This window comes from Szabonella alba, from assembly GCF_016765775.1.
Lineage (GTDB): Bacteria > Pseudomonadota > Alphaproteobacteria > Rhodobacterales > Rhodobacteraceae > Szabonella > Szabonella alba.
In genome coordinates, this window is record NZ_JAESVN010000022.1 from 1 (window position 1) to 15,103 (window position 15,103).

Consider the following 15,103-nt stretch of genomic DNA (forward strand, 5'->3'; position numbering starts at 1 on the left):
GGCCTCGCTGTCGGGGCCCTTGTCGAAGGTGCGGCACAGGATCCCGATCCGGATCCGCCGCGCCGGCGCCGCCACCCCGCCCGCCGCAGAAGCCGGAGCCAGTTGGGGCGCCGGATCCGCGCGTGCGCCGTCCCGCAGCGCCACCTGCGCCAGAACCCGGTTCCGCGCCGCATGCACCCCGCGCAGGGGGCGCTCGATCAGCAGAAGCTGGCCCAGATCGATCCGCCCGGCCAGACGCGCCAGCCGCAGCCGCAGCGCGGGCGGCAGATCCTCGCGCTCCAGCCGGTCGGCCAGCCAGTCGAGCAGCGCCTCGACATGCCCAACCCAGGCCGCATCCTCCCCGGCCCGGATCAGCGCAGGCGGCGCCATCGCCCAGGCGAGATGCCGCTCGATGACATCCTCGGGCAGATCCGGCGCGGGCAGCGGCACCTGCCAGCCCGGCAGCAAGAGCATTCCCAGAACCAGCCGCCGCCGCGCCCCCGCTGCCCCCGTCAGCGCCGCTGCGGCCAAAGGCCCCTCTCCGGCCTCCTGCCCTGCAAAGGACCGGCGCAGCTGCTCGGCCGCCGCCGCCTCCCAGGCCGTGAACCCGGCCAGAACCGGAAAACCCGAGCGGATGTTGCGGGCGAAATCGGCAAAGAAGGCATGGCCGGAAAGGGCGGTGATCTCGGCCTCGGGCGCCTCCGCCAGCCGCCGTGCCGCCTGCCCGCGCAGCGCCCGCAGCCGGTCCTCGAACCCCGCAGGGGTCGGCCCCGCATGCACCGCCCAGGCCCCCGTCAGCACATCCGCCTCGGAAGTCGCGCCATAAAGCGCGTCCAGCAAAGGCGCGGCCTGTCCGGTCCGGGGAAGACGTGTCTCGAAGAAAGGCAGGACAAGGCGGGCGGGCACCGCGAAATGCGCCTCGGCCGGGCGTGTGCTGTTCCCGGCGCTGCCAGGCACCTGCCAGCCCGCCACCGTCACCATCTCGAGCCCTGCCAGACGTCCCAGCGTATCCCAGCGGTGGAAATCCGTGCCGGGGGCGTTGCCCTGCAAGACCCAGACCCGGGTTCCGGGCCGGGCCAGCGCCAGCACGGCCAGCTGCGGGCAATCCGTCGCCACGATCTCGGTTGCATCCTGCACCATCGCAACCAGATCCGTGAAGGAAAGGCGCGCCGGATCAGCCTGCAGAAACCCGCAGCGGGCCAGCCCGGCGGTCATCTCATCGGCGGCAAGCAGCCGCCGCAGGGGGGCGGTTTCGGCGCATAGAAACAGACGGCGGGACGGAACGGTCTGCCCCGAGCGGCCAAAGGCCGCGCGCAACAGGGCGGGGCTTGCGGGATGTAGATGCAGGGCCGGAGGCGGAAGCGGCGCCCCGGTCATCGGATCGGCAAGCGGGTCTTCCAGCCGGTTCACCGCTTCGGCGACATGCAGACGGCCGATCTCGGCGGCCTGGCCGCGCGGCAGTTGCAGGACCGGATGATCCGGCAGGGCCAGCCGCAGGGCCTGCAGCGCCTGTGACGGCAGATCGGCCTCGGTCAGGACCGGCACACCCGGCGCGGCGCTGCGCGCAGCCAGCAGCGCACGGGGCAGGACTTCCAGCAGGAAACGGTCAAGACTGTCGCTGCCGCTGCCGCAGGCAAAGATCGCCTCGGCAAAGGGCGTCACCGCCCCATGCCTGCGGATCAGGACAGCCGCATCGTCCCGGGCGGCGACCGGGCCCTGCGGACGCAGCGCCAGAGCGCCGCGCCGCGCGACATCGCTGCCCGGCAGGGCGCCGGTTTCCGGCCCTTGTGGCCACCAGCCCCCGTCCAGCGTGCCAAGTCCGTCAGCGCCCCCGATGACAAGCGCCCGGGGCCAGACCCCGGCATGGATTCCGGGCAGGTCCTGCCGCAGCGGGGGCGGGGCGACATGGATCTGCGACACCACGGCCGGACGTGTCAGGGCAAGCTGCCGGGCGGGCAGCAGAACCTGCAGGTCAACCCCTGCAGGGGGCGTGGTCAGAACCTGCCGGATCTCGGTGCGCAGGGTCGGGTGCGGCGCGGCCAGAGGCGGATGCAGCGCGGTTTCCAGCAGCCGCGCGGCCGGGGCATGGCCCCCTTGCCCGAACAGGGCCTCGGCCATCTGCAGGCTGGCTGCGCGCGCATCCGGATCATGCGGCTGCACGGTGCGGAACCGTCCCGCGCCCTGCCGCGCGTAATCGGGCAGCGGCGCGCCGCCCCCGGAATCCCGCAAATAGCGTTTCCAGTAGTCATTGCCGTCAAAGAACGGATGCGGCAGCAGCCCGTCATACTGCCCCTTGTCCAGATAATGCACCAGCGCATTGGCCCCGGCCGCCCGGGCACTGGCCGATTGCGACAGATAGAACGCGGTCGAGAACCACGGATGCGGGTCGATATTCTCGATCATGCCGCGCTGCACATAATGGCGGGTCGGGTGATCGGGACACCAGGGGGCCTGGGCCAGCACATGGGTAGTGCTGACAAGCGGATGGGTGTCGATCCGCAGCATGCGGCCTTCGGCCATGTCGAGCAGCAGGGGCTGCGCCGAGGTCAGGACCTCTGCGCGGCGGGTTGCGACATGGGCCGGGTCAATCAGCGGATGGGGCCCGCGATCGGCACGGTTGCCCTCGATCAGATGGGCCCAGAGCATGTTGGGGGCGGCAGCGGCATAGCGCGCGGCCTCATTCGCGCCCAGATGGGCCGGATCGAACAACGGATCAGGCGTGGGTTCGGACGGGCCGGCGGCCGGTTTACCCAGCCAGTAAAGCAACCCGTCCAGCGGGGTGTCTGCCCCCCAGTCCTGCAGCATTGCAGGCCGGATCAGCGGATGCGGGGACAGCCCGCCCTCGGCTCCTTCCGCAAGATAATGCAGCAAAAGCGGGGCGTCCCGGGTATCGACCCCCCGGACGCGGGCATAATGGGCCGGATCGAACAGGGGATGCGGGCAGATCTGCCCGCGCCCCTCGCGCATGTAGCGCGCAAGAATGCTTGACAGAACGGTTTTCCGGGCAGGGGCAATCCCTTCGTCGGGGGTGGCAAGCCCCCCACCATGGCCCGCGGGACCAAGCCCCTGCGCCGCACAGGCCGGGACGAAATAGGGATGCGGCGTCAGGCCCCGCGCCTCTCCGCGCAGCAGGTAATGCGCCAGAAGGCTGGTCTTGTCGGAACCGGCCCGTCCGCGGCTGGCCCGCGCAGGCAGTTGCGCCTGATAATGCCGGGGGCTGAACAGCGGATTGGGGGACCGGCCCTCCCGCTCACCATGCCTGATATAATGCTGCAGCGGATCGATCCCGGCGCGGGCGATGTCGGCATAGCGCGCCAGATAGAAATCGGCATCGAAAAGCACGGCAAGGGCCGCGGCGTTTTCCTCGGGCGAGACCGGCGCGGTCAGGCTTCCCTCGGTCCGGTCAAGCAAGGCTATCAGGCGGCGGAGAAAGCGCGCCGGGCTGTGATAGCGCTGGTGCCAGCGCCCGGCCGCGCGGCGAAGATGATGCAGGGTGGCAGGGGCAAGCCCCCCGTCGATCTGACGGCAGAGATCCTGCGGGCTGGTCCAGTCAAGACTGTCATCCGGCCCGAGGCCCGCCTGTGCGGGGGGGCCGCTTTGCGCCCCGTCTGTCGCCCCGGGAATGAAGCGGGCAATCGCAATACCGGCCCAGGCCGCGCCCGACAGGCCCGGACACTGCACGATCCCGGGCAGACTGCCCAGAAACAGCCCGACCCGGTGATGGCACAGCGCATTGGCAACCGCGGCCTCGGCACCGGTAAAGACCACGCGCCCGGAGGGCAGATCCGCCTCTTTCAGACGCAGCTGCACCGCATGCCTGAGCCGGGGATCGACCGGACCGACATGGACATGCTGTCCCCCGGTTGCCCGGATCAGGCCAAGGATCAGATCCGCCAGCCAGTCGGCGCCGACCCGGTCCAGATCCCCGGCACCGGCAGAACTGCCTGTCGTCAGCGGCCCTTCCCCCGCGACGGCCTGCCTGCCACGACGCAAAAACCGGCGCGCGGCCCCGAGTGCCGATCTCAGCCTCCGGCCCCCGCGAAACCCGGTGCCGGACCATGGCATGGTCTCGGGGTTCTGGGCGGGATCGAAGGGCAGGCCCAGCCGGGCGACGTGAACCCTGCCGTCATGACCGGCCCTGCGCAATCCGGCGCGCAGCTGCGAAACCGGGACCGAAGGACCAAGCACATGGGTCGCCCCGCCAAGATCCGGCTGCAGAAAGCCCGCAACAAGCCCCCCTTCGCAATCCTGTCCATGCAGAAGATAAAGCCTGCGCCCGAAACGGGAGGCCAGCCGCAGGGCGGCCTGCCGGGCATGGTCGTCCCGGGATGTGGCATGGATCATCACGCGCTGCGGCAAAAGAAGGTCGATCCGTCCGGTGATCCAGCGCCAGTAATCCGCCGGCACCGCCCCTGCAGGGCCCTGCAGGGCAAAACCGCCCGCCGCCGTCACCTGCGACAGGACCGTTTCATCCCGGCAAGGCGCCGTGAACAGCACGATATGGCGTTCCTGCGGCAGCGCGCGCAGGATCTGGAGCAGCACCGACTGCCAGCGCACAAGGCCCGCATCGGGCGTCACCAGATGCAGCGTCGCGGCCCGGTCGAAACCGACCGGCACCATCGACAGAGCGGGGGCAGGGCCCCTGCCGCCGGGCGCATCGGCTGTACGGCTCTTTCCGGCTGCGTCCTGATCCCGCATGCGCCCTCAGAGACCCCGCAGCGCCTGTCCGACCCGGGCGGCGATCTCCTCGGCATCGGCCACCGACAGATGCGGACCGATGGGCAGGCTGAGACAGGTGGCGCAGATCTCTTCGGTCACCGGGAAGGACAGATGCCCATACTCGGCCCGGAAGGCGCCGCTGTGATGGTTGGCCACCGGGTAATGCAGCGCCGTGGGCACCTCCAGCGCCGCCAGGGCCGCCTGCAAGGCCTCACGCCGGGGATGGCGGATCACATAGAGATGCCAGACCGGCGCGGTCCCCGGCGCCCCCTGCGGCAGGCGCAGCCCGGGCAGCCCGGCCAGGGCCCGGTCATAGACCGCGGCAATCTCGCGCCGCCGTTCTGTCCAGGCCTCCAGATGCCCGAGCTTGACCGACAGCAGGGCCGCCTGCAGCGGATCGAGCCGCGAATTCCCGCCCGGCAGCTCATGGTGATATTTCACCCGCGACCCGTAATTGGCCAGCATCCGCACCCTGTCGGCCAGGTCATCATCATCGGTGACCAGCGCCCCGCCATCGCCGAAGGCGCCAAGGTTCTTGCCGGGATAGAAGCTGAACCCCGCCGCATCCCCGAGCGCCCCCGCCTTGCGGTTGCCCTCCATCCCGCCATGGGCCTGGGCTGCATCCTCCAGCAGGAAAATCCCCTGCGTCCGGGCCAGATCGCGCAATCCGGCCATGGGCACGGGCGCGCCGTAAAGATGAACCGGAATGATCGCCCTGGTGCGCGGGGTGACCGCGCGCGCCACAGCGTCGAGGTCGATATTCATCGTCGCGGGATCGGCATCGACCGGCACCACCGTTGCCCCCGTCTGCGCCACCGCAAGCCAGGTCGCGATGAAGGTATGGGCCGGCACGATCACCTCATCCCCCGGCCCGATGCCGCGGGCGCGCAGGGGCAGCACCAGTGCCTCCAGCCCGTTGCCCAGACCGATGCAATGACGCACCCCGCACCATTTGGCATAATCAGCCTCGAACCGCTCAAGCGCCGTGCCGCCGATGTAATATCCCGAGGCCATCACCGCGCGCCAGGCGGCATCCATCTCATCCTGCAGCACCCGGTAGGTATGGCCGACATCGAGAAAGCTGAACCGGCTCATGCCCTGTTACCCTTCGCCCTGCCGTTGCCGCGCCCAGGCAAGGAATTCCTCATAGTCATAGATGTAGTCGTCCTTTTCATAGGGCCGCGAGGCCAGCACGCAGACCGTCGTCTCGGGCTGAAGGAAGCGCAGCCGCCGCCAGAGGCCCGGCGGCAGGTAAAGGCCGGTATTGGGATCGGTCAGGGTGAAGGGAAATTGGCGTTTCCCGTCGTTCAGGATCACCTCGACCCGGCCATGCATGCACAGGATCAGCTGTTCCAGCCGCCTGTGCCCGTGCTCGCCCCGGACCGCGCCCATCGGCACATCATGCAGGTAATAGATCCTGCGGATGTCGAAAGGCAGGTCATGCGCTTCGATCACACCCAGCGACCCGCGGCCATCGACATGCCGGGGAAGCTGCAGCATGACGGGGCCCTCGGGCCGTTTCCTGGCAAATTCGGAAAGTGTCAGCATGGGGCAACTCTGAACAGGAATGAGGAAGGCGACTGCCGGGCTTATACCGGGGGCGGGCAGGGGCTGCAATCGCAGCCTGTCCCGGCCCCGACCCGCGCGGGGATCCCCGCCATCCCTGTCATCCGCGCCACCCTGCCAGCAGCCTCAGTTCGAGATATTGCTTGCAACATTGGTGACGCTGAAGGCCGAGCCGATCAGCCCCATGACCGTGCGCGCGGCCACAACGGGGGATTCGGTTGCCAGAACCGTATCGCCATGGGCCACCTGAAAGCCCCGGGCCGCAAACAGCCCGTCCGCGCTGGTCAGATCGAAAGTGAAGACCACCCGCTCCATCTCGGGGCCGCTGCCATCCCGGCGCAACTGCGCCGGCAGATATTCGCGCAGGATCAGCACGCCCCGGGGATTGGCCCGGGCATCGCTGAGCCCTCCGGACATGGACACCGCCTCCAGCGCGGTGACGCTGGCCTTGTCGAAGGGCATGATCTTCTCGGTGCCGGTGGCGCCGAGGGCGGTGAAATAGCGCCGGTCCTCTTCGATCAGGATCTTGTCGCGGCCGCGCAGCGTGGTGTCCAGACTGCCATCGGCCATCAGCCGCTCGGCGCTGATCTCATAGGTCTTGCTGTCGCGGATCAGCCGCACCAGCGGGTTGCGCAGGGCCGGAGCGATGCCCCCGGCCTGCGCGATGAAGGACAGGATCGTGCTGTTGCGGTCCGGCAGCGGATAGCTGCCCGGCTGGGCAACCCCCGAAACCACATCCACCATATTTCCCTGACCCGGTTCCAGGCTCAGCTGCACCTGGGCCGAGGGGGCGATGGGGGCAAGGGCTGCCTGCAGGGTCTGGCGGGCCTGATCCGGGGTTTGCCCGCGGATCAGGACCTCCTCGACATAGGGCAGGAAGATCGTGCCCGAGGAGGAGACGGCAACCCCGGAAATGACGACCGATTTCTGCCCGGCGGGCGTCAGGAGCGAATTCGCCTCATTGTCCCAGATCGTCACGGTGACACGGTCATTGCTGCGGATGATCTGGCTGTCCGGTCCGCGCTGCCCCCCGATCCAGCCCTGACCGGCCGTCGCAACGGCCCGGGGCCAGCGGTTCACTCCGGCAAGGCTGGCCTGGGTGACCGGAACCACCTGGAATTCCGGGTTCTCGGCATCCCGCGCCTCCAGAACCTCTGAACTGAGCGCCGCGCCGCGGGGCAGGGTGCAGGCCGCAAGTCCGCCGCAGCAGAACAGGATCACAAGGGCACGACAGAACAGGCTCACGACAACTCCTCGGTTTGATCGCCGGCACGGTCCGGAACAGCAAAAAACCGGAACGGCAGGGAACAGGAAAGGACCGGGTAACACAGAATGCGCATGGAGATGAGTAAAACCGCATATTGCGCCGATAGGCGAGAGAGATACTGCCGGTTGGAGGAGGGTTTCTGTGGATAACCTTCAGTCACATCGCGCCTCCGTCAGAGACTCCGGCAAGGTCCTGTCCGGCAGACGGCACGAGCCACCGGCCATCGGGATGGGGGCCGCCGACCCGGCTTTCGGGCATGGTGACACAGAGATCGCCCAGAAGACTTCCGGGCAGGATCCGGGTCCGGGCGGCGATCAGACAGGCCCTGCCAAGCCGGGTCCGGGCCCCGGCCCCGCCGATCCGGGCGCCCGCCTCGATGAAGGTTCCCGCCCCGATGGTCAGGCCCGGCCCCGCCTCCAGCCGGGCGCCGGCCCCGACATGGCAGCCCGGCCCCAGAATCAGCCTGCCCGGACCAGCCTCCAGCCGGGCCTCGGGATGGATCCGGCATCCCGGCCCGATCTCGATCTGCCCCTCCTGCCGGAACACGCCCCCGGACAGGGTGGCGGCGGGCAGGGCGGCGGCGGGCAGGGCGGGCTGACCCCGCCGGGCCAGAGACCGGCGCTGGATCTGACGCAGCAGGAAACGGGCGGCAAGGTCCAGATTTCCCGGCGCAAGCCCCGCCAGAATGCCCCGCATGTCGCGCGCGGCAAGGGCCGCCCGCAGCTTTCGCGCCCCGGCCATCTGTGGGAACCGGGCGGTCAGGGCCCGCAGCGCAAGCTGCATCCGCTCCGGCTCGACCGAACTGTTCTGCCCGTGCTGGCGATAAAGGAACAACCGGTCAGGGATCTGCGCGATGCGGTATCGCCGGGTCAGGGCCAGCAGAAGCCCCCAGTCCTCATAGGCCAGATCAGGGTCGATCCCGCCTGCGGCCAGCACAAGATCGTGGCGATAGAGCAGGCCCATGGCCGGAAGCCAGTTGCCCACCATCAGTTCGCGATGCTGGTTGCGGCCCAGCGGTGCCGGGTGCAACTGGCTGAAGGGCAGATGCGGGCCCTGTCCGGCCTGCTCTGCCCGGGGTTGTCCGTCAAGGACCTGGGGCTGCCCGTCAAAGACATAGCCGTCACAGGCCATAGCGGCGACATCGGGGGCGGCGGCCGACAGGGCCCTGACCAGCCGTGCCGTCATGTCCGGAAAAAGCGCATCATCACTGGCCAGAAACTGCACGAAATCGCCCCGTGCCATACCAAGGGCGCGGGACAGGGTCGGGCCGAGCCCCTGGTTCGGCTGGCAGTGGAACTCCACCCGCAAGGAACGGGGCGTGCGGCTCAGGCACCGTTCGATCACGCCTGGCGTCTCATCGGTCGACCCATCGTCGATAACGATCAGTTCGATCCGCTCATGGCTCTGGGCCAGAACGCTTTGCAGGGCCGTATCCACAAAACCCGCATGATTGCGGGCGGGCATCAGGATACTGACAAGCGGTGTTGTACTGGACACGGTCGGACCTCGGCGTTCAGGCCGGTCCTTCGCACAGGCCGGGGAGCGAGGAAAGCCTCAACCCCCGGCCTGCCCTTGGTTCAGAGCAGGAAATCGCCTGCGGTGACGCCCGGCGCGCCGGTCAGTTCCAGCACCCAGTCGGCCGCGCCATCGCCGTTCTGATCGCCGATCAGAAGACCCGCCGCAGCGGCATAGTAGAACGAGGCCTGCCCGCCACCCAGCACCCCGCCCGTGCCGTTGAACGTGGTGTTCAGTGCCGTCAGGTCGATCTGATCCTCCCCGCTGGCAAAGCCCGTGATCACGTCACGGCCCCCCCCGATGCCGATATGCGCCGCCGAGGCGAAGACGAATGTATCCGCACCGGGTCCGCCATTGATACTGTCCTTGCCGGTTCCGCCATGGATCGTGTCATTGCCCAGACCGCCCCAGATGATGTTGTTGCCGGCCGATCCGAAGATCACGTCATTGCCCGCGCCACCGGCCAGATCGTCATTGCCAAGGCCGCCATAGATCGTATCGGCCCCGTTACCGCCCCGGATGATGTCATTGCCCGCGCCGCCGCCGATCAAATCGCCGCCATTGCCCGCAAAGATCAGATCATTGCCGTCATTGCCGAACAGCTGATTGGTGCCGCTGCCACCGCCATAGACCGTGTCATTGCCGGTGCCGCCCTGAACGGTGTCATTGCCAAGGCCGCCCCAGATGATGTTGCTGCCCGCATCCCCGAAGATCGCGTCATTGCCCGCACCCCCGGCCAGATCGTCATTGCCCAGACCGCCATAGATCACATCGTTGCCGTCATCGCCCCGGATCGTGTCGGCTCCGGCAGCGCCGCGCAGCGTGTCATTTCCGGCACCGCCGCCAATGAAGTCACCGCCCGATCCGGCATAGATCAGGTCATTGCCCTCATTGCCAAACAGTTGATTGGTGCCGCTGCCACCGCCATGGATGGTGTCCGATCCCGTGCCGCCCTGAACCGTGTCATTGCCCAGACCGCCCCAGATGATGTTGCTGCCGGCAGAGCCGAAGATCTGGTCATTACCCGCGCCCCCGGCCAGATCGTCATTGCCAAGACCGCCATAGATCGTATCGGCCCCGTCACCACCCCGGATGGTGTCATTGCCCGCGCCGCCACCGATGAAATCGCCGCCCGACCCGGCATAGATCAGGTCATTGCCATTATTGCCGAACAGTTGATTGGTGCCGCTGCCACCGCCATGGATGGTGTCCGATCCCGTGCCACCCTGAACGGTGTCATTGCCAACCCCGCCCCAGATGATGTTGCTGCCCGCGACCCCGAAGATCTGGTCATTCCCCGCGCCCCCGGCCAGGTCGTCATTGCCCAGACCGCCATAGATCAGATCATTGCCGTTCTCGCCGCGCATCGTGTCATTGCCGTCCCCGCCCTCCAGCGTGTCGTTAAAGGCAGACCCGGTGAAGAAGACCGGTTTGGTCAGCATGTCGGCGTGCAACTCGACCCCCATCGTCGCTGCCGCGGCATTTGTGATCAGCGGTTGCAGGTCGAACAGCGCATCCAGCCGCTGCTCATTGTCGTCTTCAAACGCCTCGGTGATGGCGGCAAACATTTCGGCCAGCGGCCAGTTCATGCCGCTCAGCCGGATGACAACAGCGCCGCCCGCATCCCGGGTTTCCCAGCTGGTGACCAGTCCGGGCGGATTTTCCTGTTCCCCCCCCGCGGGGAAGCCCGTGCCGGTGATCGTGGTCACGGCACCGTTCGAGGGGTTGCGCAGCACGATCTGGGTTGTGGTCCAGCTTTGCACGTCAAGCTGCACGTCATTGGTCAGCGTGTTGAAAAAGGCGAAGTAGAAGGAATCATTGCCCCGGAACAGCTCCATCAGGACTGGAGTGGTGGGCACCGGCGTCACCGGCGTGATCTGCAGCGCCTGCGCCTTGGTCAGCCCGTTCAGGAACAGCGACCCCGCCGCCCCCAGATTGACCGTGGTGCCGCCACCGCCCTGGGTCGAATTGGCAAAGGCCGCCGAAATGGCTGCCGCAGACAGCGGCACCTGCCGCAGATCCAGCACATCCGTCCCGATCTGGAAATCGGCAATGCTGACATTGCCCGTGCCCGCCAGTACGAAACGGTCCGCGCCACTGCCACCGATCAGCGTGTCATTGCCGCCGACGCTGATCAGGACATCGTCGCCATTGCGCCCTTCAAGCCGGTTGTCGGCCCCGTCGCCCCGCAGGATGTCATTGCCGTTCGATCCGCGCAGGAATTCGATACTGGTCAGGCTGTCGGTGAAGTTGTTGCCATTGGTCATCGCGATGCTGGCGGTGCCAGCGGCCAGATCGGCATTGACGCTGGAAACCGTGCCATGATCATAGCGCAGGCGGTCGAACCCGCCGCCGCCGTTGATCGTGTTGTTGCCACCCAGAAAGCGGAAGCTCTCATTGGCGTTCGATCCGGTAATCGTGTCATTGGCAAGCGAGGTCTGGACTTCCCAGACATTGCCTGTGCCAGTGATGGTTTCAAAATTGCCGAAGCCGTCATTCAGGATCTGGCCGGTGGCCAGATTGACATTGATGCCGCCGGTCGAGCTGCGGAAATCCAGCCGCACCGCGCCACCGCCATTGATGACATAGCTGTCCTGCCCGGCCCCGCCCCGAATGCTCATCCACTGGTCATTGGCCAGGGTGAGGTTGAACGTGTCATTGCCTGCGGTGCCGAGAATTTCCAGCCCGCCTTCGAAATTCCCGGCATTGAGCGGATTTGCAACCCCGATCAGTGTGTCGGTGCCGTTCGCCCCCTTGGTCACGCTGCCGGTATTGGTCGCCCCGTTGAGGGTGACATTGACCGAGGGCTGGTTGAAATAGTCGATCAGCACAAAGCCGTTGATGCCGTCATTGCCGGACATGTCGATGGTGTCATTGCCGGCCGATCCGGCAACGTAATCACCATTGGGGGTCGAGTTTCCGGTGATGATCAGGTCGTCGGCCGCCGTGCCGATCAGGTTGTCATCGCCATTCGTACCGTTGATGACGTTCTGGCCAACCGGGCCGTCATCGATATCGACATTGAGGAAGCTGGAAACCGCGATGTTCTGGCCCGGTGCAAACGCGCCGCCAACCGTGCTGATACTGGCGATGGAATTCCCGAAGTTGATGAACTGCTGCAGGGTTGTCAGGGGCGGCAGGGCAGGCCCCCCGATCTGGAAAAGATAGTCTCTGTTCGTCGCCGGATCGAAGAAGCCCAGCAGGATATAGGTGGCGCCCTGATTTGTCGTGACAGCACCCAGCATGTCATCGGCATTCGGGTTGATCGCACTGCCGTTGATCCTGGCACTGATCGGCTCGGTCCCGCCGATATCGACGATCGGAAGCTCTCCGGGGAAAGTCTGGAGAACGGTGTAATTGATGAAGGCCTGATTGTTGGGGAAAACCGCCTCGAATGTCGCCGTCCCGACGGAAACCGGATCAAAGTTTGCGTTATACTGGACCGTGATCCCGCTAAGCGTGAATGTCGTCATCGTGCTATGTCCTTGCTGGTTGAATCATCATGCGGCGCGGCGCACAAAAAGAAGTCCCCTATCCTGCTTAGGAGGACAGAGCTTGGTTTGGCAAGACTTTTCGCCCCGTGTTTGCCCCGTGACGGGCTGTCCCTTCGGGGGCCGCAATCCCGGATGCAAGGCCCGTGCAGGAGCGCGCGCCTGCGGATGGAAGTGCCCTGCCCCGGGCGCGGCGCTGCGGTTCCAGACATCGGACGCCGTCATCGCCGCCTCCAAGACGGGCCATTCCGGCGACTTTCTCGAACAGGGCGGGGGCTCTGGTTCTGCGGCTGTGGAGGCGGCATTCACGATCTGCCGCCCCACAGTCCGGATCCTGTTCGCGCTGGTTGATGGCGCGGGGCAGGACCGGATCATGCTGCGGGCCGGAGGGGTAACCGTCGACCTTCCGGGGAGGTGATCTTGGCTTTCGACAAGGGCGCATCCCGTTCTTGTGCGATTCGTGGAGAATGGCTATCATTTGAATGGTTATGATCTGACAAGTTGTCACAGCCAGCAGTTCGTCGGAAAGAAGGTCTTTGTATTAATTAAGGGGTGCTCCATGGCGCATGTATTCGACTACTCCACTTCCACCACAGGCATCACCGAATTCACGGGATACAGTCTGAACAATCTGTTTGGTGTCTATAGCGGCAATTTTCTGCCTGCTGAATACTGGAATTCGCTGGGCAGCTTGCAGGGTGACGTCAGCTATCTCTATGAGGACTATGACAGCCAGGGAAATTGGGTAACGCGTACCGGCAGTTTCCGGATGCACCTGGACGGGTGGGGCAGCTACGTCTCGCAATCACTCACCCCATATGCGGATACATATTACCCATATTTCTATGCCGATGATCCGGGACTTTTCGCTTCGGATGATTTCTTTTCGGGCAAGTCGCAGCTGACACTCTTCAGCTCGGGCGGGATCTACGGCTATCTTCGCATGGAAGAGTTGCCAACCCTGACGCGCAGTTTCGGGCCACTGCCAAACCAGGCTTTCCACGATTATAACGCTGCTGCGGAATATGCCGCCGCGGCGGTCGCGCTGGCGAATGCCAACCATCTGGCGGGGCTCCGGGCGCTGGAATCCGCTTCAATCGCCTCCGCTGGCAGGATTGTCGTGGAAAATTTCGGCCCCGATCCTGCTGCTGGTTCGACCCGGCTGGTCTACACACCCGATGCCACAACACATGTGACATTCGCCGACTGGATCACATTTGACCCATCGGATATCGGAGATGCCTATACAGCCCAGCTGGTGGATACCCAGAAACTGTTTGCCACAGAGGATGTGACCGTCATCCTGACCGATAGTGATGACAGATTCATGGATATCGGTGGTGGGATCGCTGCGCGGACCTTGGTGATCGAGGCTGGGGCGGGAAATGATGATATTTCGGTCACTGGTGATGCATGGAATGTAGAATCCTCGCCCGACTCGGTGCCACTGCATCTGGTGGTCAATGCAGGCGGGGGCGATGATACTGTCTTTTTCACGGTAAAAGGCACGGCCACCATCACGGGCGGCGCAGGCAATGACACGATCTTTGGATCCGCCCTGTCATCAAGCCCATCGGGATATCTCGAAGCCTATGGGGGGGAGGGGGCGGATTACATTCAGGGCATCAATGATGGTGCGAACCTGATTCATGGCGGCAGCGGCAATGACGGGTTGTTCGGCGGCTTTGATTCACAGGATACGATCTATGGCGGCGATGGGGATGATGATATCCGTGCCGGCAGCGTGTGGGACAGATTTTATAAACAGTTCTATTATTCCCAGACGCCCAACCTGTTCTACGGGGGGGCAGGCAATGATGCTCTCTTCGGGGGCGACGGGGCGGATACCATCTATGGTGGCGCGGGGGATGACTGGATCGGAGGGGGGCGGGGGAGTCCCTCGCTTTTTGGCGGTGCAGGGCGGGACACCTATTCGCTGAGTGTCGGGAACGAGGATGATATCCCAAAACCCTTTGGCGATATGGTCATCGTCGATGATGGCGGGGTGATCGAATTTGCCACCTGGATGGCGTCCAGTCTCGACCTCTCGCAACTGGCGCGCCAAGGCAACGATCTGGTCATGGGTGTGCCGGGCCTCTCGAGTGTGCGTCTGGTGGATTTCTATCTCAACCCGACAGGGTGGAGCGCCTCTGGCGGATTCATCGATTTTACGCGGGCGGCTGGTCTGACCGATCCGGCCTTCTTCGGCACGCAAGGGCCGGACAATATCACGATGACGGTCCCCGGCCATTTTCAGGCGCTTGGCGGCAATGACACGGTCATCGGAACAAGCGGCGCGGACAGGATCGACGGCGGCAGCGGCAATGACCTTCTGCGCGGTCTGGGCGGCGATGACACGATCCATGGCAGGAATGGCAATGACACGGTCGAGGGGGGGGACGGCAATGACCAGATCTTCGGTTCGGCCGGGCGCAACCGGCTGTTCGGAAATGGCGGAGATGACCTGATCTTTGCAGGCAATGGCGGCGATTTCATCGGCGGCGGCGCCGGGAATGACACGATCCGGGGCGGCGATGCAGCCGATACGATCTATGGCGGGCTTGGC

General features: G+C 65.7%; 6 protein-coding genes and 1 pseudogene. 1 reads left to right on the forward strand and 6 read right to left on the reverse strand.

Going from position 1 to position 15,103, the window contains the following annotated elements:
- The 6 genes and pseudogenes from JL811_RS19420 to JL811_RS19445 form a co-directional block, all read right to left on the reverse strand.
- Nucleotides 1-4,677, reverse strand: a pseudogene (locus JL811_RS19420) (hypothetical protein); the annotation flags it as partial.
- 6 nt (nucleotides 4,678-4,683) lie between these two features.
- Nucleotides 4,684-5,793: a DegT/DnrJ/EryC1/StrS family aminotransferase gene (locus tag JL811_RS19425; protein ID WP_202690366.1), complete on the reverse strand. Its 1,110-nt coding sequence runs from the start codon at nucleotides 5,791-5,793 to the stop codon at nucleotides 4,684-4,686.
- Nucleotides 5,794-5,799: 6 nt separating this feature from the next.
- Nucleotides 5,800-6,198, reverse strand: coding sequence for a sugar 3,4-ketoisomerase (locus tag JL811_RS19430; RefSeq protein WP_202690367.1), 399 nt, complete (start codon nucleotides 6,196-6,198; stop codon nucleotides 5,800-5,802).
- 192 nt (nucleotides 6,199-6,390) lie between these two features.
- Nucleotides 6,391-7,509, reverse strand: a complete 1,119-nt coding sequence (locus JL811_RS19435; protein ID WP_337924777.1) for a polysaccharide biosynthesis/export family protein — start codon at nucleotides 7,507-7,509, stop codon at nucleotides 6,391-6,393.
- A gap of 178 nt (nucleotides 7,510-7,687) precedes the next feature.
- A complete protein-coding gene (locus JL811_RS19440; protein WP_202690368.1) occupies nucleotides 7,688-9,028 on the reverse strand; it encodes a glycosyltransferase in 1,341 nt (446 codons plus the stop codon).
- Nucleotides 9,029-9,108: 80 nt separating this feature from the next.
- On the reverse strand, nucleotides 9,109-12,519 hold the full coding sequence (locus JL811_RS19445; RefSeq protein WP_202690369.1) for a calcium-binding protein: 3,411 nt from the start codon (nucleotides 12,517-12,519) through the stop codon (nucleotides 9,109-9,111).
- A 577-nt stretch (nucleotides 12,520-13,096) separates the two neighbouring features.
- On the opposite strand from JL811_RS19445, the gene JL811_RS19450 reads away from it, so the two are divergent.
- On the forward strand, nucleotides 13,097-15,103 hold a 2,007-nt coding region (locus JL811_RS19450; RefSeq protein ID WP_273542512.1), incomplete at its 3' end, for a calcium-binding protein.

Coding starts and splice junctions, on each gene's coding strand:
- JL811_RS19445 (WP_202690369.1), bottom strand. CDS start 12,519: ATGACGACATTCACGCTTAGCGGGATCACGGTCCAGTATAACGCAAAC.
- JL811_RS19425 (WP_202690366.1), bottom strand. CDS start 5,793: ATGAGCCGGTTCAGCTTTCTCGATGTCGGCCATACCTACCGGGTGCTG.
- JL811_RS19430 (WP_202690367.1), bottom strand. CDS start 6,198: ATGCTGCAGCTTCCCCGGCATGTCGATGGCCGCGGGTCGCTGGGTGTG.